Consider the following 23213-nt stretch of genomic DNA (forward strand, 5'->3'; position numbering starts at 1 on the left):
ATGAAGCGCGAGATCCTCGGGCTGCTGCACGACGACCTGGAAGAAGCGCACTGACCTGCCGTCGGCCGGCGCCTCCTGCAGGGCGCCGGCCGATACGGTGATTCGCTGCAGCACCGTTCGGCCCCCTCTGCCTCGGGAGAGGGTTGGGGTGAGGGGTTCTGCCATTCACGCAAGGACCAAAGGAAAACCCCCATGTCCAACGATTCCACCTACGACTACCTCATCGTCGGCGCCGGCTCCGCCGGCTGTGTCCTGGCCAATCGACTGAGCGCCGACCCGTCCGTGCGCGTCTGCCTGCTGGAAGCCGGCGGCAGCGATGCCAGCCCGCGCGTGCAGACCCCTGCCGGCACCATCACGCTGTACAAGAGCAAGATCTTCAGCTGGAACTTCTACTCCGCACCGCAGCAGCGCCTGAACAACCGCTCGCTGCACTGCCCCCGTGGCAAGGCCCTGGGCGGCTCCAGCTCGATGAACAGCATGATCTACATCCGTGGCCACGCCTCCGACTACGACCGCTGGGAGCAGGACGGCTGTCCCGGCTGGGGCTGGAAGGACGTGCTGCCGTTCTTCAAGAAATCCGAGCGCAACCTGCTGGGCCAGGACCCGGCGCTGCACGGCACCCTCGGCGAGTTGGTGGTGGACAAGCCGCGTGATCCGAACCCCTTGTCGCACCTGTTCATCAAGGCTGCCGAACACCTCGGCCTGCGCCGCAACGATGACTTCAACGGCCGCGAGTTCGAGGGCGTGGGCATCTACAACGTGACCCAGAAGGACGCCAAGCGCCTGAGCAGCTACCGCGCCTTCGTCGCGCCGCTGCAGCGCCCGAACCTCACCGTGCTGAGCGGCCGCCAGGTGGGCCGCCTGCTGCTGGAAGGCGAGCGCGTCACCGGCATCGAACTGCGCAGCGGCGAACGCCTGCTGGCGCGCCGCGAAGTGATTCTGTCGGCCGGCTCCCTCGGTTCGCCGCAGATACTGCTGGCTTCCGGCATCGGTCCGGGCGAGGAATTGAAAGCCGCCGGCATCGCGGTCACGCACGACCTGCCGGGCGTGGGCAAGAACCTCCAGGACCACCTCGACGGCCTGGTCACCGTGCGCTCGCCCAGCCCGCTTAGCCTGGGCTTCTCCCTGGGTTCGCTGCCGCAAATCCTGTTGTCGCCGTTCAAGTACCTGCTGGCGAAAAAGGGCTGGCTGACCACCAACTACGTCGAAGCCGGCGGCTTTGCCCGCACACCGCTGGCGGATGGCCTGGCCGACGTGCAGTTCCACTTCGTCCCCGGTTACCGCAGCCACCGTGGCCGCCTGTTCGAGTGGGGCCATGGCTACGCCGTGCACACCTGCGTATTGCGCCCGAAGAGCATCGGCGAGCTGCGCGTGAAGCCCGGCGGCGACATCGAGATCGACTACAACTTCCTCGCCAACGAGGAAGACGGCCGCGTGCTGGTGGAAGGCGTGAAGCTGGCGCGCAAGATCCTCGCCCAGCCGGAGTTCGACAACATCCGCGGCGCCGAAATGCTGCCCGGCCCGCAGGTGCAGACCGACGAGCAACTGCTGGAGCACCTGCGCGAATACGCCGCTACCGTGTTCCACCCGGTGGGCACCTGCAAGATGGGTGAAGACGCGATGGCTGTGGTCGACCTGCGCCTGCGCGTGCATGGCTTGAAGGGCCTGCGCGTGGTGGACGCGTCGATCATGCCGACGCTGATCAGCGGCAACACCAACGCGCCGTGCATCATGCTCGGCGAGCGGGCGGCGGCGATGATCCTGGAGGACAGCCGCATCTCCTCCACCGTTCCCGCCCGCGCTGTCCCGGCATAACAGCTTTTGTAAAGGCGAGCTTGCTCGCGAACCGGCCTCGTTGCCGAGGTCGTTCGCGGGCAGGCCCGCTCGTAAAACAGCCAACCGGCTGTGGCTTGTGGATAACCCGCTACAGTCCCAGCCCGCTCAGCGACGGATGCTCATCCGGCCGGCGCCCCTGCGGCCAGCGGAACAGGCGCTCGTCCTCGCTGATCGGCAGGTCGTTGATACAGGCGTGGCGCTCGTACATCAGGCCGTTCTCGTCGAACGCCCAGTTCTCGTTGCCGTAGGAGCGGAACCAGTTGCCCGAGTCGTCGTGCCATTCGTAGGCGAAGCGCACGGCGATGCGGTTGTCGGTGAAGGCCCAGAGCTCCTTGATCAGCCGGTACTCCTGCTCGCGCACCCACTTGGCGGTGAGGAACTGCACGATCTGCTCGCGCCCCTGGACGAAGGTCGCACGGTTGCGCCAGCGGCTCTCCGGTGAATAGGCCAGTGATACACGGTGCGGATCGCGGCTGTTCCAGCCATCCTCGGCGAGGCGGACTTTCTGGATCGCGGTTTCGCGGGTGAACGGCGGCAGAGGGGGGCGGGCTTCGTTCATGGTGGTCTCCAAAGGCAGTGGGGGGGAAGCTGGTCTCCATACTCCGCTCGGCCCGTGAACGGGTAAATGACGGCGACCACACAGATATTGCCAACCTGCTATTCGTGGGACCGAGGGGGCGCCTAGCCCTTGCTCGCGAGCCCGCGAAGCTCCGACGCTGCCGATTGACACCGTTCGCGAGCCCGCTCGCTCCTGCAGGAGATTCATGCCTGCGGGATGACTGCCTTGGCGACGACCTTGCGCAACCCGACCCGATCCTGGCTCGGGCACACCCCGAACTTCGCCCGGTAGCTGCGCGACAGGTACGAGGGCGTCTCGAAGCCGCAGGCCACGCCGATCTCCAGCACGCTCATGTCCGTCTGGCGCAGCAGCTGGCGGGCCTTATCCAGGCGCAGGCCGAGGTAGAAGTTCGACGGCGTGTCGTTCAGGTGCAAGCGGAACAGGCGCTCCAGCTGGCGCCGTGTCACCTGGATGCGCTCGGCCAGCTCCAGCGTGGTCAGCGGCGGTTCGGTGTGGCGCTCCATCTCGCCGATCACCTGCACCAGCTTGCGGTTGGAGACGCCATAGCGGCTGGCGATCTGCAAGCGCTGGTGGTCCTGCCGGTTGCGAATACGCCCGACCACGAACTGTTCCGATACCTGCACCGCCAGCTCCGGCCCGTGGGCCTGGGCGATCAGGTCGAGCATCAGGTCGATGGACGCGGTGCCACCGGCGGAGGTGATGCGCGGGCCGTCGATCTCGAACAGCTCCTGGGTCGCCTGCACCTGTGGATAAGTCTCCCGGAAGGCCTCCAGCGCTTCCCAGTGCACCGTGCAGCGCTGGCGCTGCAGCAAGCCAGCCTCGGCCAGCACGAAGCTGCCGGTGTCGATGCCGCCCAGTGTCACACCATCACGGTCCAGCCGTTTCAGCCAGTGCAGCAGCGCCGGGGTGCAGGCGCGCAGCGGCTCGAAACCCGCCACCACCAGCAGCGTATCGCCTTCGTGCAATGCCTCCAGGCCGCTGTCGGCGTTCATCGACATGCCGTTGCTGGCCAGCACCGGTCCGCCATCCATGCTCATCAGGTGCCAGCGGTAGAGTTCGCCGCGAAAGCGGTTGGCCACCCGCAGCGGCTCCACGGCGGAGACGAAACCCATCACGGAAAATCCGGGCAACAGCAGGAACCAGAAGTCTTGGGACATGGCGGGTACCGTGCGATGGGAGGGCGACATAGTGGCAGCCTGCCCTTGCTTATGAACCATGCAAGTCGCCCTGGCAATCGGGGAGGTCGCTGCTGTGCAAGAGCTGGTCGCCGCAGTGCGATTCGCCGGGGCTGCGCCTGCGTAATTTGTTCTCCAGCCCCCTGAGGGCCGCATGACGTACAACAACGATAACCAACGCCGCAAAGGCCTTGAGGGAGAAGTCATGAAGCTATCGATCAGAGCGCTCGGCTGCGCCGCACTAATGGCCGCCGCCAGCACCACCTGGGCCGCCGAGCCCGCCCAGTGCCAGAACGTGCGCATGGGCACGGTGAACTGGACCGACGTCGTCGCCAGCAGCGCCGTGGCCGAAGCCGTGCTCGACGGCCTGGGCTACAAGGTCAAGCAGACCAGCGCCTCGCAGCAGATCGTCCTCGCCGGCATGGCCGACAAGCAGCTCGACGTCTTCCTCGGCTACTGGCAGCCGACCATGCAGCCGGTGGCCAAGCCCTACCTCGACAAGCAGCAGATCGACGTGATCACCCCGCCGACCTTGCCGGACGCGCAGTCCACCTACGCTGTGCCGACCTACGTCTACGATGGCGGTCTGAAGACCTTCGCCGACATCGCCAAGTTCAAGGACAAGCTGGGCAACAAGATCTACCTGATCGAGCCCGGCAGCGGCTCCAACCGCATCACCGCGAAGATGATCGCCGACGACAAGTTCGGCCTGAAGGGCTTCCAGATCGTCGAGTCCAGCGAGGCCGGCATGCTCACCGCGGTCAAGCGCGCCATCAAGCGCCAGCAGTGGGTGGTGTTCTTCGGCTGGAAACCGCACCCGATGAACTTGCAGATCGATATGAAGTACCTCACCGGCAGTGACGACGTGTTCGGCCCGAACGAAGGCTCCGCCACCGTCTCCATCATGACCGCCGGCGGCTACCAGGCGCAGTGCGGCAACGTCGCCAAGCTGCTGCACAACCTCAAGTTCAGCAGCCAGCAGGTGAGCCAGGTGATGGTGCCGATCCTCGACCGCAGCCAGCCGGTGGATGCCGCCAAGGCCTGGCTGAAGCAGAACCCCGAGCCGCTCAAGGCCTGGCTCGATGGCGTGACCACCTTCGACGGCAAGGACGGCCTCGCCGCCGTACAGGCCTCGCTCAAGTAACCACTTACCAGCAACTCCCTGCGCGTCGTCCGGCGCGCAGTGGGTTCGTTCGACCTCAAGAAGGACAGCCACCGTGAACTACGAAGTAATCGTCACCTGCGCGGTGACCGGCGCCGGCGATACCGTCGGCAAGCACCCGGCCATTCCCGTCACCCCGAAGGAAATCGCCGCCGCCGCCATCGAGGCCGCCAAGGCCGGCGCCACTGTCGCCCACTGCCACGTCCGCGACCCGCTGACTGGCAAGCCCAGCCGCGACGTGAAGCTCTACCGCGAAGTGGTCGAACGCATCCGCGAGAGTGACACCGACGTCATTATCAACCTCACCGCCGGCATGGGCGGCGACCTGCAGATCGGCCAGGGCGAACAGCCGCTCGAGTTCGGCGCCGGCACCGACCTGGTCGGCCCGCTGGAGCGCCTGAAGCACGTCGAAGAACTGCTGCCGGAAATCTGCACCCTGGACTGCGGCACCCTGAACTTCGGCGATGGCGACTTCATCTACGTCTCCACCCCGGCCCAGCTGCGTGCCGGCGCCAAGCGCATCACCGAGTTGGGCGTGAAGGCCGAACTGGAAATCTTCGACACCGGCCACCTCTGGTTCGCCAAGCAGATGCTCAAGGAAGGTCTGCTGGAGGACCCGCTGATTCAGATCTGCCTCGGCATCCCGTGGGGCGCACCGGCGGACACCACCACCATGAAGGCCATGGCCGACAACATCCCCGACGGCCTGACCTGGGCCGGCTTCGGCATCGGCCGCTCGCAGATGCCCATGGTCGCCCAGGCCATGCTGCTGGGCGGCAACGTGCGGGTCGGCCTGGAAGACAACATCTGGCTGGACCGTGGTGTGCACGCCACGAACGGCCAACTGGTCGAACGCGCCATCGAGATCATCCAGCGCCTGGGCGGCCGCGCCCTGACCCCGGCCGAGGGGCGCAGGAAGATGAATCTCAAGCCGCGCTGATCCAATCACCCTGCGTACGAACTGCTCTTCGTAGGAGCGAGCTTGCTCGCGAACCAGCCCCGCTGCGGACTTTGTTCGCGAGCAAGCTCTCTCCTACAGGTAATCCCTCATTCCTGCTGGAGCTACCATGCCCTTCATCACCGACATCAAAACCTTCGCCGCCCTCGGCAGCGGCGTCATCGGCAGTGGCTGGGTCGCCCGCGCCCTGGCCCACGGCCTCGACGTCGTCGCCTGGGACCCGGCTCCCGGCGCCGAAGCCGCTCTGCGCGCGCGCATCGCCAATGCCTGGCCGGCGCTGGAAAAGGCTGGCCTCGCCCCCGGCGCCTCGCAGGACCGCCTGCGCTTTGTCGCGACCATCGAAGAGTGCGTGCGCGACGCCGACTTCATTCAGGAAAGCGCCCCCGAACGCCTCGACCTGAAGTGCGAGCTGCACGCCAGGATCAGCGCCGCCGCCAAGCCCAACGCCCTGATCGGCTCCAGCACCTCGGGCCTGCTGCCCAGCGAGTTCTACGCCGACGCCACACACCCCGAGCGCTGCGTGGTCGGCCATCCGTTCAATCCGGTGTACCTGCTGCCGCTGGTGGAAGTGGTGGGCGGCGAGAAGACCGCGCCCGAAGCCGTCCAGGCCGCGATCAAGGTCTACGAATCGCTCGGCATGCGGCCACTGCACGTGAGGAAGGAAGTACCGGGCTTCATCGCCGACCGCCTGCTCGAAGCCCTCTGGCGGGAGGCGCTGCACCTGGTCAACGATGGCGTGGCCAGCACCGGCGAGATCGATGACGCCATCCGCTTCGGCGCCGGCCTGCGCTGGTCGTTCATGGGCACCTTCCTCACCTACACCCTGGCCGGCGGCAACGCCGGGATGCGTCACTTCATGGCCCAGTTCGGCCCGGCGCTGCAGTTGCCCTGGACCTACCTGCCGGCCCCGGAGCTGACCGACACGCTGATCGACCGCGTCGTGGAAGGCACCAGTGAACAGCAGGGCTCGCGGAGCATTGCCGAGCTGGAGCGCTATCGCGACGACTGCCTGCTGGCGGTACTCGGCGCCATCAAGGACACCAAGTCCAGACACGGCTTCGCCTTCGCCGACTAACCTCACGGTTCATCACCCTCTCCGAACCGCCCCTCTCCCTACTGGGAGAGGGCTGGGTGGGGGCCTCACGGACGCACAGCCATGCACGCCCTGAAAACCTGGGAAACCCCCATCCTCGCCGAATGGACCGACTACAACGGCCACCTGCGCGACGCCTTCTACCTGCTGCTGTTCAGCTACGCCACCGACGCCCTGATGGATTACCTGGGCCTCGACGCGGAGCATCGCGCCGCCACCAGCGCTTCCCTGTTCACCCTCGAAGTACACCTGAACTACCTGCACGAGGTGAAGGAGGGTGAAAAGGTCGAAGTGCGCACCCAACTGATCGCCCACGACCGCAAGCGCCTGCATGTTTTCCACAGCCTGCACCGCGCCGGCGAAGACCTCGCCCTGGCCGCCAGCGAACAGATGCTGCTGCACGTGAACCTCGAAGGCGGGGCACGTTCAGCGCCCTTCGAAGGCGTGGTGCTGGAGCGCGTGCTAGCGCTGGCCGAGGCCCATCGGCCGCTGCCGCGTCCGGACTACGTGGGCCGTGTCATCGGCCTGCCGGGTTGAGCGCTCCATGACGCGGCGCTATCCGCTGTCCGATGCCATGCAGGCGTTCGTCGTTCGCACGCAATCGATGGCCGTCGCCAGTCCCACCCTCGCCGCCCAGCGCGAAGGTTATCTACGCATGGCCGAGGCCTTCTGTCCGCCGCGCCCGGCTGGGCTTTGCATCAGCGAACTGCTGCTGGAAGGCCTGCCGGAAATCCGTCTTTACCGGCCCGCCTCGCTCGCGCCGGAAAGCGGCTGGCCCACGGTGCTCTATCTGCACGGGGGCGGCTGGACGCTGGGCAATGCCGGCAGCCACGACGTCATCTGCGCGGAACTGGCCGCCCAGCTCCAGGCCCTGGTGGTCGCCGTCAGCTACCGGCTGGCGCCGGAGCATCCCTATCCCGCCGCCCTGCACGACTGCCGGATCGTCTGGCAGCGCCTGCGCAGCGGCAGCCTGGGCGAACCGGTGGACATCGCCCGCCTGGTGGTGGCCGGCGACAGTGCCGGCGGCAATTTGAGCGCCGCGCTCTGCCTCGCCCTGCGTGACACGGGAGAGCCGCTGCCGGGGGCCCAGGCGCTGATCTACCCTGCTCTGGGCGACCAGCCGACACCCTCGCGCACGCAGTGCGCCAACGCGCCCCTGCTGACTCGCGAGGAGGTGGATAACTGTTTGAACGCCTACCTGTCGCGGCCCGCCGACCGTCGCGATCCCCTCGCGCTGCCGCTGATGGCTGAAGACCTGCGTGGCCTGCCGCCGGCCTTCATCGCTGTCGCCGAATTCGACCCGCTGCGCGATGACGGTGCTCTCTACCGTGACCGTCTGCGCGCGGCTGGCGTGGACGTGGAGTACTTCGCCGGGCCCGGCCTGGTCCACGGCTGCCTGCGCGCCCACGACGTGGCGGAAGTGGTGCAGTTGCGCGTCGCTCTGCTGGCATTCCTGCGCCGCCACTTGCGCTGAGCCAAAAAAATCCCCTGCGGCGCCCGACGCGCGGCAGGGGACAAATCGAGCCGATGCGGGCTCTCAGTGTGCGAGGCCCTGCAGCCGGTGCTGGTGCCGCCGCAGGGTGTGGAAGCCAGTCTGCGCGCCGCGCCGCCGCCCCGGTTAGCCGAAAACGACCTGCGCTTGCCCGCCGCGGACATTCCGCCGGACAGGTGCTTGCCGCGCCCCGCCGGGCTTACCAGAATCGAGGCAGACCCTGCCGCTCCCAAGGAGACCCGCGATGATGCACGCCGACCTGATCGACCAGGACGATTTCCGCGAACGCCTGCAAGCGCTGGGCTTCGCCGTGCCGCCGGATGTCACCGCGGAGCAGGCCTGCGAATACGCCGTGCGTGGTCTGACGCCGGAGCGCTCCCTGGCGCTGCGTCGCCTGGTGGAGGAAATGCTCGCCGGCAACGCCACCCTGCTGCCGGCCGTACGCGAGGCGATCTCCCGCCAGCTGCTGCCGGCGCTGGTACCCAAGGCGTTGTGATCGCCGCTGGCGCCAGCCCTGCCTTCAGGGCAGGTCGGCGGCCACTTCCAGCGGTGACAGCGGGAAGGTGTCGCCAATGGGATCGCCCAGCAGGGCCAGGTAGCGTCGGCCCTGGTCCTCCACCGTGACCTTTCGCCCGGCATCCAGCGGCAGTGTCGGGCAGAGCACGCGCAACCCATTCCCTTCAGGCAACAGCAAGCCGTGGCGCGGCGCGCTCTCCTGCAGTTTGCTGCGCAGGCTGAGGCGGCAGGGGCGCGGCTCTGAGGAAAGCCAGGCGCCGCGCAACTCGTAGCGTTCGCCGCCGAGCAGGCGGAGGCTTTCCACCTGTGCCAGGTGCCAGGAGCCGCTGGCCGACTGGCGGATGCCAAGCAACTCGCCGACGGTGGGTGGCGGCGAGCCTTCCCAGTGGCCGCTGAAGTGCCGTTCGCTGCTACGAGGCTGCGTCAGCGGCCGGGCAGGCGGGAGGCTGGCCTTGGACACCGGGCGGTTGAATTCGATGTCGTGCGGGTGCGCGACCATCTCGTCCAGCCCGCCACGGCCGCCGCGTTGCTGGGACCAGACATCGCTCACTTCTTGCTGGCGCTCGAAGTGGCTCGCATCCAGGCGTGTGTCGTCGGCGACGCCCAGGTGCGCGAGCAGTGCCGGGAAGCCCTGGCAGACCTGCCAGGGCTCGGTGCCGGTTTCGTTCCAGCAAGCGAGCAGGTGGGCATTCAGGTCAAAGGCTGAGTCGCCCGCACTCGCGTCGGTGAAGCGCTTGAGCATGTCCAGCAGTTCGTCGAGCGCCAGGGCGAGGCCCTGCTCACGGCTGGTCGTGTCGGGTTCGCGGAAGGGCCGGTCGTACTCGCGTTCGAGCAGCCAATGGCTGCCAGGTTGCTCCGGTCGGATGTGCACGATGGAGGAGAAGACCTGGGTCGATTCGATCAATGCCGGCAGGTATTGCGTGGGAATCTCCAACGGCCGGGAGCCAACCACGAGCAGGCAGTGCAGATAGCCACCGGCGACGGTCTGGCTGCGCGGCTCGAAGGCTTCGCCGTCGTCGATGGGCAGGTGCTGGACTTCGATTCGCAGGGCGCGCCCGTACACCTGGTGCAGCAGGCTCCACAGCCCTGGCGGGGCGGGGTGGTGGTTCTGCAGGCAGTTGAAGTGGATTTCCTGCAGGCTGCGGACCATGCGTTGCATCAGCAGGGCGGCGGTCTTGCGCTCGGCGCGGCGGGTGCGCAGTAGGTGCCAGTAGCCACTGAGCAGCCGGCGGTGGAGGGCGACGATGAGTTTTTCCGCCTTGTCGGCCCTGGCCTGTTCGAGCGCGCCGGTGTGCTCGCCGAAAAGGTCGGTGAGGTGGCGGCTGACGTCGAAGATTTCCGGGCGCAGGCGTTCGAGTTGGCGCAGCAGCTGGATGCCGGTCAGGCTTGCGTGATCCTGTTCGATGGCCTTGCGATAGAGCTCCCGCGTTCGCTGGGCCAGGTATTCGAGGGCGGTTTCCATGTGTCCCGAGGTTCCGAAGAATGCTGGCGAACCCTTCGGAGACTGCGAGATTCAGCGCGATTTGCGATTCAGACGAATCTGAATGATGGGGCGTAATGCGTCACAGGAATGAAAAAAGGGAGGCCATGGGCCTCCCCTTTTCGTTTCCCGCCTCCCTGGATTCAGAGCACCCGCACGCTGGCGAAGGTGGATTCGCCCTGGGCCTGACTGAGGGCCGAGATGGCCGAGGAGTTGGGCATGAGGGCGAGATCCTGCGGGATCGGCATGACCATGACCGGCTGGCCGATCGGCTGGCCCTGGCGCTCGTCGCGCGGCGGGATGCCGAAGTACTCGCGGTAGCACTTGGAGAAGTGCGGCGTGGAGACGAAGCCACAGACCGAGGCGACTTCGATGATGGACATGGAGGTCTGCTTGAGCAACTGGCGCGCGCGGATCAGGCGCAGCTTCAGGTAGTAGCGCGACGGCGAGCAGTGCAGGTACTTCTGGAACAGGCGCTCGAGCTGGCGACGCGAGACATTGACGTAGACGGCCAGTTCGTCGAGGTCGATGGGTTCCTCGAGGTTGGCTTCCATCAGCGCGACAATTTCCTGCAGCTTGGGCTGGTTGGTGCCGAGCATGTGCTTGAGCGGCACGCGCTGGTGGTCCTGCTCGTTGCGGATGCGCTCGTAGATGAACATTTCGGAGATCGCCGCCGACAGCTCGCGGCCGTGCTCGCGGCCGATCAGGTGCAGCATCATGTCCATCGGCGCGGTGCCGCCGGAGGAGGTGAAGCGGTTGCGGTCGATGGAGAACAGGCGGGTGCTCATGGCCACGCGAGGGAAGGCTTCCTGCATGGCGGCCAGGCATTCCCAGTGCACCGAGCAGTCGTAGCCGTCGAGCAGGCCGGCGCGGGCCAGGGCCCAGCTGCCGGTGCACACGGCGCCGAGCTTGCGACCCAGGCGCGCCTGGGCCTGGAGGAAGGTGGTGTGCTCGCGGGTGACGCTGCGCTGGATGCCGACGCCACCGACCACGATCAGCGTGTCCATCTGCGGAGCGCTGTCGCAGGCTGCGTCAGGAGTGATCTGCAGGCCGTCGCTGGCCCAGACCTGGCGGCCGTCGAGGCTCAGGGTGTGCCAGCGGTAGAGTTCACGACCGGACAGCTGGTTGGCCATGCGCAGCGGTTCCACCGCCGAGGCCAGGGAGATCAGGGTGAAGTTGTCCAGCAGCAGGAAGCCGATGGACTGCGGAGCTCGGTTTTGCGGGGGAACTCCGGGGTTGAACGCGTTCATTCGATCACCTCACGCTAGTCACAGTCGCCTCGCTGGAGGCGTTTCTTATGCTTGTTGTTCTGTTCGGGAACCTGACCCGGGCGCGGCCCGGACTGCTCCTCTGTTCTCTCTACCTATTAGCAAGGCAAATGCCGTGCCTAGGTTGAATGGGCGTTCAATTAAAAAAGAAAACGGCATGGGAATGCCGCTTTTGCAGGCCCGGATTGCGACGCCTCGAAGGTCGCAAATACGCATGGATCTTGGGCTGGGGTTTTTGGTAGCACTCACCGGTCACGCGACCGGCGGTGCTGTGCCCGGAACGGTAACGCCCCTGGTGCCGTCGGGACGGGCGTACCGCTTGCGCCATCAGGGGGCGTGCCAGGCCTGGCGTGGTCGATTGCGGGTCAGCACTCGATGATGCTGACGGCCAATCCGCCGCGCGAGGTTTCCTTGTACTTGTCGTGCATGTCGGCGCCGGTGTTGCGCATGGTGCGGATCACCTGGTCGAGGCTGATGAAGTGCTGGCCGTCCCCGCGCAGGGCCATTTGCGCGGCGTTGATGGCCTTCACCGCGGCGATGGCGTTGCGCTCGATGCAGGGCACCTGGACGAGGCCGCCGACCGGGTCGCAGGTCAGGCCGAGGTTGTGTTCCAGGCCTATCTCGGCGGCGTTCTCGACTTGCTCGGGGCTGGCGCCGAGCACTTCGGCGAGGCCCGCGGCGGCCATGGCGCAGGCGGAACCGACTTCGCCCTGGCAACCGACCTCGGCACCGGAGATGGAGGCGTTCTTCTTGCACAGGATGCCGACGGCCGCAGCGGCCAGGAAGTAGTTGGTGACGTCGTCGTCGCTGGCATCGGGGTTGAAGCGCATGTAGTAGTGCAGCACCGCCGGGATGATGCCGGCCGCGCCGTTGGTGGGCGCGGTGACCATGCGCCCGCCGGCGGCGTTTTCCTCGTTCACGGCGAGGGCGAAGAGATTGACCCATTCCATGGCCGAGAGCGTCGAGCCGATGACGTTGGGTTTGCCGATTTCCTGCAGGTTGCGGTGCAGGCGTGCGGCACGCCGCTGCACGTTGAGGCCACCGGGGAGGATGCCTTCCTGGCTCAAGCCGTTGTTCACACAGTCGCGCATGGCCTGCCAGATGACCTTGAGGCCTTCGCGGATGTCGGTTTCGCTGCGCCACATGCGCTCGTTGGCCATCATCAGCTCGGACACGCGCAGGTTGTGGCGGCGGCAGAGCACGAGCAGTTCGGCGGCGCTGGCGAAGTCGTAGGGCAGCACGGTGCTGTCGGTGTCGAGGCTGCCGGAGGCGGCCTGTTCCTCGTCGACCACGAAGCCGCCACCGATGGAGTAGTAGGTGTCGCTGTGCAGCACCTGGTCGCCTTCGATGGCGGTCAGGCGCATGGCGTTGGGGTGGTAGGGCAGGTTCTCTTCGAGCAGGCGCATGTCGCGGATCCAGTCGAAGGGGATCGCGCGACTGCCGGCCAGCAGCAATTCGCCGGACTCGCGCAGCGTGGCCATGCGTGGTTCGATCTGGCGCGGGTCGATGCGGTCCGGCCATTCGCCCATCAGGCCCATGATCACCGCGCGGTCGGTGCCGTGGCCGACGCCCGTAGCGGACAGCGAGCCATACAGGCGCACTTCCACGCGCGTGGTGCGTTCGAGCATCTGCCGCTCGCGCAGGGCGCCGACGAACAGCGCGGCAGCGCGCATGGGGCCGACCGTGTGCGAGCTGGAAGGGCCGATACCGATCTTGAACAGGTCGAACACACTGATTGCCATGCCGGACTCCGAGCGAGCTGCGCATCCGTAAGAGAGTGGGATAGGCACGTCCCTGTGCCCGCGATGCCCGGTCATGATCGACCCAAGTCCGGCTCCGGCGACGTCCATCGACGACGCGGCCGTATCCAATAACGCCGCCGGTACACCTTGCCGGAGCAGGGCATGGGGCCGCCTGTTCCGGGGCCGACGAAAGCTTGCCTCTTTACGACGCGATCGCCGCGAACCACGACCGGTCGATAGGCGTGGGCGGTCGCGCTGTTCCATGATCCGCCACCGACGAACGGCCGCGTTCGCCCGTGTCCACCCCCCTTCTCCGCAGTCAGAGGCTGGCCTCATGAAGAGTCTTGTGTCGTCGCTGTTGGCGTTATCCGTGGTACTACCGGGCGCTGTGCGCGCCGCCGAACCCGAATCCTGCTCCGTGGTGCGTTTCGCCGACGTGGGCTGGACCGATATCACCGTGACCACCGCGGTGACGCGACTGGTGCTCAGTCACCAGGGTTACCGTACCCAGGTGGTGCGGCTGTCCGTGCCGGACACCTACAAGGCGATGGCGGAGAAGAAGATCGACGTGTTCCTCGGCAACTGGATGCCGAGCATGGCGAACGACATCAAGCCCTTCGCCGACAAGGGCCAGGTGGAAACCGTCGGCGCCAACCTCGAAGGCGCCAAGTACACCCTGGCGGTGCCGCGCTACGCGTACGAGGCCGGGCTGAAGACTTTTGCCGATATCGCAAAATTCAGGGAGCAGCTGGGTGGGCGCATCTACGGTATCGAGCCGGGCAACGATGGCAACCAGCTGATCCAGAAGATGATCAAGGAAAAGGCCTTCGGCCTGGGCGACTTCAAGCTGGTGGAATCCAGCGAGGCCGACATGCTGGCCTACGTCAAGCGAGCCGGGGCCTTGAAACAGCCCATCGTGTTCCTGGGCTGGGAGCCGCACCCGATGAATACCCGCATCCAAATGAACTATCTGGAGGGAGGGGATTCCTACTTCGGTCCCAACTTTGGCGGCGCAACGGTCTTCACCAACGTCAGAGCAGGCTATCTTCAGGAGTGCCCCAATGTCGCGCGGCTGCTGAAGAACCTGAAGTTCGATCTGGCGATGGAGAACCAGTTAATGGATGCGGTGCTCAACGAGCGACGCAATCCCCGCCAGGCCGCCAAGAGTTGGTTGAAAGCCAATCCGCAGGTGCTCGATGGCTGGTTGCAGGGTGTCGCTCCCGGCTCATCGGGCGCGGCGCCGGGGGGCCAGAAAACCGCCGCCATGGATTGATCCGAGCTGCTGGAAGTCGCTGGAACCGGGCCTTTCCACTGGATGCGACATGGCTGGTGCTGAATACGACTTCGCCTGCACTGGATGCGACCCACCCGGTATGCGACGAAATTTTCCTGCTCCATGATCGTTTACGAAATGACAACAAAAGGGCCCGCCCCAGGCCCCAACCATAATTCAGACCGCCGCGCCCCACCGTGGGCAGCGCCGGCGCCCACCCCGCAGAGGAGTACGCTCATGAATGGTTTCAAGTCTTTGCTGCTGGCTGTGTCCATTTGCGCGCCGCTGGCGGTTCAGGCCGCTGAACCTGACTCGTGCGGCACGGTACGATTCTCCGACGTCGGCTGGACCGACATCACCGTGACCACCGCCACTACCCGACAGGTGCTGGAGTCCCTTGGCTACAAGACCAAGGTGACCATGCTTTCCGTCCCGGTGACCTACAAGTCGCTGGCGAACAAGGACCTGGACGTCTTCCTCGGCAACTGGATGCCGAGCATGGCCAACGACATCAAGCCCTACGCCGACAACGGGTCGGTGGAGACGGTGAAGGCCAACCTCGAGGGCGCCAAGTACACCCTGGCTGTCACCCAGGCGGCCTATGACGGCGGCCTGAAGTCCTTCGCCGACATCGCCAAGTTCGCCGACAAGCTCGACAACAAGATCTACGGCATCGAGCCGGGCAACGACGGCAACCGCCTGGTTCAGGGCATGCTCGACAAGAACCAGTTCGGCCTGGGCAAGTTCAAGCTGGTGGAGTCCAGCGAGGCCGGCATGCTTTCGCAGGTCGGACGCGCCGACCGCCGCAACCAGTGGATCGTGTTCCTGGGCTGGGAACCGCACCCGATGAACACTCGCTTCAAGATGAAGTACCTCGAAGGTGGCGATGACGTGTTCGGCCCCAACTACGGCGGCGCGACCATCTACACCAACGTGCGCAAGGGCTACGCCCAGGAGTGTCCGAATGTCGGCAAGCTGCTGACCAACCTGACCTTTACCCTGGACATGGAGAACAAACTCATGGACGCCGTCCTCAACGGGGGCAAGAAGCCCGAAGAGGCGGCCAAAGCCTGGTTGAAGGACCATCCGGAACTGCTCGACGCCTGGCTCGCCGGCGTGACCACCCGTGACGGCAAACCAGCCTTGGCGGCAGCCAAGGTGGCATTCTCGAACTAAGAGCCGAAGTAATTGCCGTTGGCCGATTCCCTAAGCTTCTGATGGGCCCGCATTATGTTTCTGACTGACCACAAGCTACCGCTGGGTGAGCATATCGCCGCCTTCGTCGACTGGCTCACGCAACATGGCGCGTCGGTGTTCGACAAGATTTCCGACACCCTCGAGTTCCTCATCCACGGCGTCACCAACAGCCTGCTCTGGTTCAACCCGCTGGCGCTGATCGCGCTGATGGTCTTCCTGGTGTTCTACATTCAGCGCAGCTGGGGCCTTGCGGTATTCGCCCTGGCCTCGCTGCTGCTGATCCTCAACCTGGGATACTGGCAGGAGACCATGGAGACCCTGGCGCAGGTGATCTTCGCCACGGTGGTGTGTATCGCCATCGGGGTGCCGCTGGGCATCCTGGCGGCGCACAAGCCCTGGTTCTACACCGGGCTCAGGCCACTGCTGGACCTGATGCAGACGGTACCCACCTTCGTCTACCTGATCCCCACCCTGACCCTGTTCGGCCTGGGTGTGGTTCCGGGCCTGATCTCCACGGTGATCTTCGCCATCGCCGCGCCCATCCGCCTGACCTGCCTGGGCATCCAGGACGTGCCGGCGGAACTGATGGACGCCGGCAAGGCCTTCGGCTGCTCGCGCTGGCAACTGCTGACGCGCATCGAGCTGCCGCACGCCATGCCGAGCATCGGCGCGGGGATCACCCAATGCATCATGTTGTCGCTGTCGATGGTGGTTATCGCCGCGCTGGTGGGTGCTGATGGCCTCGGCAAGCCGGTGGTCAATGCGCTCAACACCGCGGACATTTCCCTCGGCTTCGAGGCCGGTCTGGCCATCGTCCTGCTCGCCATCCTGCTCGACCGGGTGTGCAAGCAACGTTCGCTGCGGGGGAGGTAAGCACTATGTCGGCGATTCGATTCGAACATGTGGATGTGATTTTCGGCACCCACACCAAGGAAGCGCTCAAGCTGCTGGACCAGGGCCTGGGCCGCGAGGAAATCCTCAAGCGCACCGGCCAGGTACTGGGCGTGGAGGATGCCTGCCTGGACGTCAATCGCGGCGAGATCTGCGTGATGATGGGGCTCTCGGGCTCGGGCAAGTCCAGCCTGCTGCGCTGCATCAACGGCCTCAACCGGGTCAGCCGCGGCAAGCTGCTGATCGAGCACGAGGGCCAGCAGGTGGATATCGCCAACTGCTCGCCGGCGACGCTCAAGACCATGCGCACCAAGCGCATCGCCATGGTGTTCCAGAAGTTCGCGCTGATGCCCTGGCTGACCGTGGCCGAGAACATCGGCTTCGGCCTGGAGATGCAGGGCCGCCCGGCCAGCGAGCGGAAGAAGGTGATCGACGAGAAGCTGGAGCTGGTCGGCCTGTCGCAGTGGCGCGACAAGCGCCCGGACTCGCTCTCCGGCGGCATGCAGCAGCGCGTCGGCCTGGCCCGTGCGTTGGCCATGGATGGCGACATCCTGCTGATGGACGAACCCTTCTCCGCGCTGGACCCGTTGATCCGCCAGCAATTGCAGGACGAACTGCTGGTGCTGCAACGGCAGTTGCACAAGACCATCGTCTTCGTCAGCCATGACCTGGACGAGGCGCTGAAGATCGGTACGCGCATCGCGATCATGAAGGACGGCCGCATCATCCAGCACGGCAAGCCCGAGGAAATCGTGCTCAGCCCCGCGGACGACTACGTGCGTACCTTCGTCGCCCACACCAATCCGCTCAACGTGCTCTGTGGTTCGAGCCTGATGCGTGGCCTGGACCAGTGCCGCCGCCAGGCCGACGAGGTGTGCTTCGACCAGGGCCGCGACTGCTGGCTGGGCCTGACCGAGACCAACCAGATCAAGACCGCGCGCCAGGGCAGCAACATCATCGACCTGCAGCAATGGCGCCCGGGCGACCCGGTGGAGAAGCTCAAGCACGAGCCGACCCTGGTGGACGTCAACATCCGCATGCGCGACGCGCTGCAGATTCGCTACCAGACCGGCCACAAGCTGGTACTGCAGGAGCAGAGCCGCGTGGTCGGCGTGCTCGGCGATAGCGAGCTTTACCACGCGTTGCTGGGCAAGAACCTGGGCTGATTCTTTCAGCTGAATGAAAACGCCGGCTCCCTGCGAGGGGAGCCGGCGTTTTTGTTGGCGCTGTCGACGGTATTCGCCTGTAGGAGCGAGGGGACGCCCAGTCCTTACTCGCGAACGGATTACCCGGCGGCGCTGGCGCTGGGCGGTTCGCGAGCAAGCTCGCTCCTACAACTTGTGCCCTGTGCCTCGGCAGGCCCTCACCCTAACCCTCTCCCAGGGGGAGAGGGGACTGTCCTCTGCGCTCGGGAAGCTTGGAGCTTTCCGGCTATCTTCGTTACCGATCCAGTACACCGAACGGCTCCCTCTCCCTTTGGGAGAGGGTTGGGGTGAGGGGCTCTCCCCGTACCGGAGCTTCAGGGGAACGTGGGAGCGGACTCTGTTCGCGATAGCCCCACGCCGGCACAGACCACGGAAGAAGCATCAGTGCTTCAGGTCCGCCAACCCCTTGAGCAGCGCCTCGTGGAAGCGCTTCGGGTCCTGGATCTGCGGCGCGTGGCCCATGTCGTCGAACTCCACCAGGGTGGCGTTGGGGATCGCCTTGGCGGTCGCCTTGCCCAGTTCGGCGTAGTTGCCCAGCTTCGGCTTGAGCTCGGCCGGAGCGATGTCCTTGCCGATGGCGGTGTTGTCCTTGGTGCCGATCAGCAGCAGGGTCGGCATCCTCAGCTGGCCGAATTCGTAGACCACCGGCTGGGTGAAGATCATGTCGTAGAGCAGCGCCGAGTTCCATGCCACGCGCTCGTGGCCGGCGCCGTTGAACAGGCCGGCGAGCATGTTCACCCACTTGTCGTACTCCGGCTTCCACTGGCCGGCGTAGTAGGTCGCCTGCTCGTACTGGCGGATGCCCTCGGCGCTGGTCTTCAGCTCGCGCTCGTACCACTGGTCCGGCGTGCGGTAGGGCACGCCCAGGGCTTTCCAGTCTTCCAGGCCGATGGGGTTGACCATGGCCAGCTGCTCCACCTGCTGCGGGTACATCAGCGCGTAGCGGGCGGCGAGCATGCCGCCGGTGGAGTGGCCCAGCAGGGTGATCTTGCCGATCTTCAGGTGCTCCAGCAGCGCGTGGGTGTTGGTCGCCAGCTGCTGGAAGCTGTACTGGTAGCGCTCGGGCTTGGTGGATTTGCAGAAGCCGATCTGGTCCGGCGCCACCACGCGGTAGCCGGCGTCGCTCAGCGCGGCGATGGTGGTTTCCCAGGTACCGGCGCAGAAATTCTTGCCGTGCAGCAGCACCACGGTGCGGCCGTTGGGCTGTTTCTTCGGCTTCACGTCGATATAGGCCATGTGCATGTGGTGGCCCTGGGACGCGAAGCTGTAATGGCCGACCGGATAGGCGTAGTTGAAACGCTCCAGTTCCGGGCCATAGGTGGGTTTGGATTCGGCGGCGTGCAGCGGCAGGGCGGCGGCCAACAGCAAGGCGGGAAGCCAGCGGCGGGGCATCGGGAAGCTCTCCTGGTGGTGGGGCACGGGTCAGACAGCGGGAAAGGCCATAGGTTGGCAGATTTCCGGGCGGGATGCCGCATCGGCGGGTAATGCGAGAAGCGCTTTTTTGTAGGAGCGAGCGTGCTCGCCAACCGGGTGGGTGCGGCCTAGGCGTTCGCGAGCAAGGGCTAGGCGCCCCCCTCGCTCCTACAGGTTTGGGCCAGCGCCGAAGTGGCGTCAGGCCGCGGTGGCGCCGCCGGTCAGCCAGTCGATGAACAGCGAGAACAGTTCCGCCTGGGAGTTGATCTCCAGCTTGGTGTAGAGGTGCTTGCGGTGCATGCGCACGGTTTCCGGTGAGATATCCAGCACCCGCGCGCTGGATTTCACCGAGTGGCCGCGCAGTAGCAGGTGGGCGATTTCCCGTTCGCGCTCGGTCAGCCGGTCGGCGCCGAAGTTCATGAAGGCGGCGCGGATATGCCGGTTCAGCGGCGCCTGCTCGTCCGGGTCGCTGACACTCACACCGCGCCCGGCCAGCAGCAGGTCCAGCCCGCCGTTGCGCTCGAACTGGCGGACCAGTTCGCGCACCAGCGGCAGGACGGTAGCCAGCAGGTCCAGCTGGGTTTCGCTGAAGCGCGCGCCGCTCCTGCCCTGGTACAGGCACAGCGAGACCTTGCGCGACTCGCCCAGGTCGATGATGAAGTGGCAGTCCTCGGTGCAGCCGAACTTGAGGTAGTAGGTCTTGTAGTACTCGCTGGCGAAGAAATCGTCCGGGGCGATATCGGCCAGTGGGTAGAAGCCTTCGGTGAGGCCGTCTTCCATGGCCAGGCAGAACGGGTCGAGCAGGTAGCCGCGGGCGTAGTAGCGATCGATCAGCGCCTCGTGGTGCTCCGGGTCGATGCCGCGCTGGTATAGCGGTTGCGGCGGCTGGCCACGCTGTTCCAGGCCAAGCATCACCGACTCCAGTGGTACCAGGCAGCCCAGGGCGTCGGCCAGGCGTTCGACGAAGACGACCTCGCCGACACTGGCCATGACGCGCGCCAGCCCCGCATGCCAGGCATGCAGGGCCAGTGCATCGGACGTTTCGCTCAGTGCCTGAGATTCGCTCATGCCCGGCAGCATAAAGGGCTGCCGGGGTGTAGGCAAAATCCTCGGATCGATCATCAGTGCCCCGCGTAATCACCGCTGCGCTGGAGGTCAGCGGCGGCCTCCAGGATCGATTCGCGCAAGGTGTCGACGATCTCGTCGACCTGCGCGCGGGTGATGGTCAGCGGCGGCGACATCACGTTCAGGTGCACGATGGGCCGCACCAGCAGGCCCTTGGCCTGGGCGCGCAGGTGGATCTTCTCGCCGATGTTCAGCTCCTCGGGGAAGAGCACCTTGCTGCGCTTGTCGGCGACGAACTCGACGCAGGCCATCAGCTTCTGGCAACGCACGCTGCCCACCAGCGGCAGGTCGGCCAGTTCCTGCAGACGCTGCTCCAGGTAGCCGCCGACGTCCTTCACGTGCTCCAGCAGATTCTCACGCTCGATGATCTCGATGTTCTTCAGCGCCGAGACGCAGCTCACCGGGTGCCCGCTGTAGGTGAAGCCGTGGGCGAAGCAGCGGCCCTTGTCGGCCTCGCCGATCACCTTCCAGATGCGCTCGGAGAAGATGCACGCGCCCAGCGGCAGGTAGCCGGAGGTCAGGCCCTTGGCGGTGGTGATGATATCCGGCTGCATGCCGAACACGTCCTCGGAGGCGAAGAAGGCGCCCAGGCGGCCGAAGGAGGTCACCACTTCGTCAGCGACGTAGAGCACGTCGTACTTCTGGCATACCTGCCACATGCGCTGGTGGTAGCCCTTGGGCGGGATGATCACGCCGCCCGAGCCCATGATCGGCTCGGCGAAGAAGGCGGCGACCTTGTCTTCACCCAGTTCCAGGATCTTGTCTTCGAATTCCTTCACCAGGAATTCGAGGAAGTCCCCTTCGGTCATCCCTTCCGGCGCGCGGTAGGGGTTGGGGCAGGAAATGTGGTGGATGACGTCCTTGAGGAAGTCGAACTCGGCGGGGTGGTCGGCGACCTTGCCGCCCAGCGACATGGTGAGGAAGGTCGAGCCGTGGTAAGCGTTGACGCGGCTGATGATGTGCTTCTTGTCATGCTTGCCGCGGCAGTTCTGGTAGTACTGGATCAGCCGGTAGGCGGTGTCCACGGCGGTGGAGCCGCCGGTGGTGAGGAACACGTGGTCCAGGTCGCCAGGGGCGAGCTGCGCGAGTTTTTCGCAGAGCTGGATGGCGGTGACGTTGGCCATGTCGCAGAACGGGTTGGAGTAGGCCAGCTGGCGCACCTGCTCGGCGATGGCTTCGGCCATTTCCGCGCGGCCCAGGCCTATGTTGGTGCACCACATGCCGCCCACGGCATCCAGGTAGCGATTGCCCTTGGTGTCGTAGATGTACGCGCCCTCGCCGGCGGCGATGTTCAGCGCACCGTTGACCCGGTGATCGTCGAACACGTGGTAGCCGTGCATGTAGTGGGCTTTGTCGGCGGCGACCAGCTGCTCGTCGTTGAACTGGGCGAAGAAGGCTGGGGTGGTGGTGGTCATTGTCTGTACCTCGAAATTACGGTTCGTCGTGCGAGTCCTTGCCCTCTCCCTGACCCTCCCCCTGAAGGGAGAGGGGACCGTTCGGAGTACTCGGTGACTACGACGGTCATTGCGGGCACGCAGTCAGCGACATCACAGGAAGACGACTTCCTTGAACGTGGCTGCGGGCTGCCCCCTCTCCCTTCAGGGAGAGGGCTGGGGAGAGGGGGCTGTGGTCTTGCGCTATCAGGTCCCGGTCTTCACCGCGTTCCAGGTACGGGTGATCAGGCGAGTGGCCTTGGGGGTCTGCACTTTCTGGGTGAACAGGCGGGCGCGGGTCTCGGCGTCGGGGTAGATCGCCGGGTCGTTGCGCACTTCGGCGGCCAGCAGCGGGGTAGCGGCGGCGTTGCTGGAGGCGTAGCGGATGTAGTCGGCGACGCCCGCGGCAACCTTCGGCTGCAGCATGTACTCGATGAACTTGTGGGCGTTTTCCACGTGGGGCGCGTCGGCCGGGATGTAGAAGTCGTCGAACCAGATCAGCGAGCCTTCCTTGGGCACGAAGTAGCCCAGCTTGACCTTGGCGCCGGCTTCGTCGGCGCGGGCCTGGGCGGTGGCGTAGTCGCCGGACCAGGTCATCGCCATGCACTGGTCGCCGTTGGCCAGGCCGTTGAGGTAGCTGGTGGAGTCGAACTTGCGGATATACGGGCGGATCGATTGCAGCAGGTCCTGGGCGGCCTTCAGATCCTCGGGCAGCGCGCTGTTGGGGTCGCGCTTGAGGTAGGCCAGGGCCAGCGGGATCACGTCGGTGGGGGAATCGATGATGGTCACCCCGCAATCGGCGAATTTCGACACGATCTTCGGATCGAACAGCATCGCCAGCGAGCCGATGGGCGCATCGGGCATGCGCTGCTTGATCTTGTCGATGTTGTAGGTGATGCCGTTGCTGCCCCAGGTGTAGGGCGCCGAGTACTTCACGCCCGGATCGTAGTGGTCCAGGTGCTTGAGCACGTCGGGGTCGAGGTTGTTCCAGCTGGGCAGCTTGGACTTGTCCAGCGGCTGGAACACGCCCGCTTTCAGCAGCGGCGGCACCAGGGCGGCGTTGAGCACCACCAGGTCGTAGCCCGAGCGGCCGGGCAGCAACTTGCCCTGCACGGTCTCGTAGGAATCGAAGGTGTCGTAGACCACCTTGATCCCGGTTTCCTTCTCGAAGTCGGCGACGGTGTGCTCGCCGATGTAGTCGGTCCAGTTGTACAGCCGCAGCGTCTTCGCGCCAGCGGCATCCTCCCCGTGACCCAGTGCCGGCAAGGTCGCCAGCGCCGCGCTGAGTACTGCTGCGAGCGTTTTCTGCATGTCAGTCCCACCTTTGATTTTGTTATGGATTGGAGATATCGCGGATGAAGCCACTCTCGACCA

The 23213-nt window shown here is 65.7% G+C and carries 20 protein-coding genes; 11 read left to right on the forward strand and 9 right to left on the reverse strand.

What is annotated here, in order from left to right; genetic code table 11:
- Positions 1-192 precede the first annotated feature (192 nt).
- Positions 193-1815, forward strand: a complete 1623-nt coding sequence (locus PNI01S_RS27650) for a GMC family oxidoreductase (protein ID WP_084359821.1) — start codon at positions 193-195, stop codon at positions 1813-1815.
- A 109-nt stretch (positions 1816-1924) separates the two neighbouring features.
- On the opposite strand, the gene PNI01S_RS27655 is transcribed toward PNI01S_RS27650, so the two are convergent.
- Both PNI01S_RS27655 and PNI01S_RS27660 read right to left on the reverse strand, forming a co-directional pair.
- The gene (locus PNI01S_RS27655; protein ID WP_084359822.1) at positions 1925-2395 is read right to left on the reverse strand and encodes a nuclear transport factor 2 family protein; all 471 of its coding nucleotides are present in this window, start codon (positions 2393-2395) and stop codon (positions 1925-1927) included.
- Between the two features lie 203 nt (positions 2396-2598).
- A complete protein-coding gene (locus PNI01S_RS27660) occupies positions 2599-3573 on the reverse strand; it encodes a GlxA family transcriptional regulator (RefSeq protein ID WP_037010367.1) in 975 nt (324 codons plus the stop codon).
- A gap of 223 nt (positions 3574-3796) precedes the next feature.
- Here PNI01S_RS27660 and PNI01S_RS27665 point away from each other — a divergent pair, with 223 nt between their 5' ends.
- From PNI01S_RS27665 to PNI01S_RS27690, 6 genes are all read left to right on the forward strand, one after another.
- Complete coding sequence (locus tag PNI01S_RS27665) at positions 3797-4735, forward strand: choline ABC transporter substrate-binding protein (protein WP_024767458.1); 939 nt, start codon at positions 3797-3799, stop codon at positions 4733-4735.
- 73 nt (positions 4736-4808) lie between these two features.
- Complete coding sequence (gene cdhC / locus PNI01S_RS27670) at positions 4809-5693, forward strand: 3-dehydrocarnitine:acetyl-CoA trimethylamine transferase CdhC (protein ID WP_084359823.1); 885 nt, start codon at positions 4809-4811, stop codon at positions 5691-5693.
- A 127-nt stretch (positions 5694-5820) separates the two neighbouring features.
- On the forward strand, positions 5821-6786 hold the full coding sequence (locus tag PNI01S_RS27675; protein ID WP_038803446.1) for an L-carnitine dehydrogenase: 966 nt from the start codon (positions 5821-5823) through the stop codon (positions 6784-6786).
- Between the two features lie 81 nt (positions 6787-6867).
- Entirely contained in the window at positions 6868-7341 is a 474-nt protein-coding gene (locus PNI01S_RS27680) for a thioesterase family protein (protein ID WP_084359824.1), read from the forward strand.
- Positions 7342-7348: 7 nt separating this feature from the next.
- Positions 7349-8278, forward strand: a complete 930-nt coding sequence (locus PNI01S_RS27685; RefSeq protein ID WP_084359825.1) for an alpha/beta hydrolase — start codon at positions 7349-7351, stop codon at positions 8276-8278.
- Positions 8279-8540: 262 nt separating this feature from the next.
- Positions 8541-8792: a hypothetical protein gene (locus PNI01S_RS27690; RefSeq protein WP_024766693.1), complete on the forward strand. Its 252-nt coding sequence runs from the start codon at positions 8541-8543 to the stop codon at positions 8790-8792.
- Between the two features lie 24 nt (positions 8793-8816).
- Here PNI01S_RS27690 and PNI01S_RS27695 read toward each other — a convergent pair whose 3' ends face one another.
- The 3 genes from PNI01S_RS27695 to PNI01S_RS27705 all read right to left on the reverse strand — a co-directional run bounded on the left by PNI01S_RS27695 (position 8817) and on the right by PNI01S_RS27705 (position 13302).
- Positions 8817-10274, reverse strand: a complete 1458-nt coding sequence (locus PNI01S_RS27695) for a cyclic-di-GMP receptor FimW-related protein (RefSeq protein WP_084359826.1) — start codon at positions 10272-10274, stop codon at positions 8817-8819.
- Positions 10275-10435: 161 nt separating this feature from the next.
- Positions 10436-11542, reverse strand: coding sequence for a choline metabolism transcriptional regulator GbdR (gene gbdR, locus PNI01S_RS27700; RefSeq protein ID WP_024766695.1), 1107 nt, complete (start codon positions 11540-11542; stop codon positions 10436-10438).
- Positions 11543-11925: 383 nt separating this feature from the next.
- A complete protein-coding gene (locus PNI01S_RS27705) occupies positions 11926-13302 on the reverse strand; it encodes an L-serine ammonia-lyase (RefSeq protein WP_024766696.1) in 1377 nt (458 codons plus the stop codon).
- A 334-nt stretch (positions 13303-13636) separates the two neighbouring features.
- Here PNI01S_RS27705 and PNI01S_RS27710 point away from each other — a divergent pair, with 334 nt between their 5' ends.
- The 4 genes from PNI01S_RS27710 (at position 13637) to choV (ending at position 17829) form a co-directional block, all read left to right on the forward strand.
- Positions 13637-14575, forward strand: a complete 939-nt coding sequence (locus PNI01S_RS27710; RefSeq protein WP_024766697.1) for a choline ABC transporter substrate-binding protein — start codon at positions 13637-13639, stop codon at positions 14573-14575.
- 237 nt (positions 14576-14812) lie between these two features.
- On the forward strand, positions 14813-15751 hold the full coding sequence (locus tag PNI01S_RS27715; RefSeq protein ID WP_037010356.1) for a choline ABC transporter substrate-binding protein: 939 nt from the start codon (positions 14813-14815) through the stop codon (positions 15749-15751).
- Between the two features lie 54 nt (positions 15752-15805).
- Positions 15806-16645 carry a choline ABC transporter permease subunit gene (choW, locus tag PNI01S_RS27720; RefSeq protein ID WP_038803445.1) on the forward strand — a complete coding sequence of 280 codons (840 nt, stop codon included), beginning with the start codon at positions 15806-15808 and terminating at the stop codon, positions 16643-16645.
- Positions 16646-16650: 5 nt separating this feature from the next.
- Complete coding sequence (choV, locus tag PNI01S_RS27725) at positions 16651-17829, forward strand: choline ABC transporter ATP-binding protein (RefSeq protein ID WP_024766699.1); 1179 nt, start codon at positions 16651-16653, stop codon at positions 17827-17829.
- Positions 17830-18249: 420 nt separating this feature from the next.
- On the opposite strand, the gene PNI01S_RS27730 is transcribed toward choV, so the two are convergent.
- From PNI01S_RS27730 to PNI01S_RS27745, 4 genes are all read right to left on the reverse strand, one after another.
- Positions 18250-19260, reverse strand: a complete 1011-nt coding sequence (locus PNI01S_RS27730; RefSeq protein ID WP_084359827.1) for an alpha/beta fold hydrolase — start codon at positions 19258-19260, stop codon at positions 18250-18252.
- Positions 19261-19479: 219 nt separating this feature from the next.
- Positions 19480-20349, reverse strand: a complete 870-nt coding sequence (locus tag PNI01S_RS27735) for a helix-turn-helix transcriptional regulator (RefSeq protein WP_084359836.1) — start codon at positions 20347-20349, stop codon at positions 19480-19482.
- Positions 20350-20402: 53 nt separating this feature from the next.
- Positions 20403-21821: an aminotransferase gene (locus PNI01S_RS27740; protein WP_037018420.1), complete on the reverse strand. Its 1419-nt coding sequence runs from the start codon at positions 21819-21821 to the stop codon at positions 20403-20405.
- A gap of 225 nt (positions 21822-22046) precedes the next feature.
- Positions 22047-23150 (reverse strand): polyamine ABC transporter substrate-binding protein, encoded by a 1104-nt coding sequence (locus PNI01S_RS27745; RefSeq protein ID WP_024766703.1) that lies wholly within the window; start codon positions 23148-23150, stop codon positions 22047-22049.
- Between the last annotated feature and the right edge of the window lie 63 nt (positions 23151-23213).

Source organism: Pseudomonas nitroreducens NBRC 12694 (assembly GCF_002091755.1).
Taxonomy (GTDB): Bacteria; Pseudomonadota; Gammaproteobacteria; order Pseudomonadales; family Pseudomonadaceae; genus Pseudomonas; species Pseudomonas nitroreducens.

Excerpts from the sequence above, each read along its gene's own strand:
- PNI01S_RS27740 (WP_037018420.1), bottom strand. The coding sequence starts at position 21,821 with ATGACCACCACCACCCCAGCCTTCTTCGCCCAGTTCAACGACGAGCAG.
- choV (WP_024766699.1), top strand. The coding sequence starts at position 16,651 with ATGTCGGCGATTCGATTCGAACATGTGGATGTGATTTTCGGCACCCAC.
- PNI01S_RS27695 (WP_084359826.1), bottom strand. The coding sequence starts at position 10,274 with ATGGAAACCGCCCTCGAATACCTGGCCCAGCGAACGCGGGAGCTCTAT.
- PNI01S_RS27735 (WP_084359836.1), bottom strand. The coding sequence starts at position 20,349 with ATGAGCGAATCTCAGGCACTGAGCGAAACGTCCGATGCACTGGCCCTG.
- choW (WP_038803445.1), top strand. The coding sequence starts at position 15,806 with ATGTTTCTGACTGACCACAAGCTACCGCTGGGTGAGCATATCGCCGCC.
- PNI01S_RS27715 (WP_037010356.1), top strand. The coding sequence starts at position 14,813 with ATGAATGGTTTCAAGTCTTTGCTGCTGGCTGTGTCCATTTGCGCGCCG.
- PNI01S_RS27685 (WP_084359825.1), top strand. The coding sequence starts at position 7,349 with ATGACGCGGCGCTATCCGCTGTCCGATGCCATGCAGGCGTTCGTCGTT.
- PNI01S_RS27660 (WP_037010367.1), bottom strand. The coding sequence starts at position 3,573 with ATGTCCCAAGACTTCTGGTTCCTGCTGTTGCCCGGATTTTCCGTGATG.
- gbdR (WP_024766695.1), bottom strand. The coding sequence starts at position 11,542 with ATGAACGCGTTCAACCCCGGAGTTCCCCCGCAAAACCGAGCTCCGCAG.
- PNI01S_RS27680 (WP_084359824.1), top strand. The coding sequence starts at position 6,868 with ATGCACGCCCTGAAAACCTGGGAAACCCCCATCCTCGCCGAATGGACC.
- PNI01S_RS27705 (WP_024766696.1), bottom strand. The coding sequence starts at position 13,302 with ATGGCAATCAGTGTGTTCGACCTGTTCAAGATCGGTATCGGCCCTTCC.
- PNI01S_RS27690 (WP_024766693.1), top strand. The coding sequence starts at position 8,541 with ATGATGCACGCCGACCTGATCGACCAGGACGATTTCCGCGAACGCCTG.
- PNI01S_RS27650 (WP_084359821.1), top strand. The coding sequence starts at position 193 with ATGTCCAACGATTCCACCTACGACTACCTCATCGTCGGCGCCGGCTCC.
- PNI01S_RS27730 (WP_084359827.1), bottom strand. The coding sequence starts at position 19,260 with ATGCCCCGCCGCTGGCTTCCCGCCTTGCTGTTGGCCGCCGCCCTGCCG.
- PNI01S_RS27710 (WP_024766697.1), top strand. The coding sequence starts at position 13,637 with ATGAAGAGTCTTGTGTCGTCGCTGTTGGCGTTATCCGTGGTACTACCG.
- PNI01S_RS27665 (WP_024767458.1), top strand. The coding sequence starts at position 3,797 with ATGAAGCTATCGATCAGAGCGCTCGGCTGCGCCGCACTAATGGCCGCC.
- PNI01S_RS27745 (WP_024766703.1), bottom strand. The coding sequence starts at position 23,150 with ATGCAGAAAACGCTCGCAGCAGTACTCAGCGCGGCGCTGGCGACCTTG.
- PNI01S_RS27655 (WP_084359822.1), bottom strand. The coding sequence starts at position 2,395 with ATGAACGAAGCCCGCCCCCCTCTGCCGCCGTTCACCCGCGAAACCGCG.
- PNI01S_RS27675 (WP_038803446.1), top strand. The coding sequence starts at position 5,821 with ATGCCCTTCATCACCGACATCAAAACCTTCGCCGCCCTCGGCAGCGGC.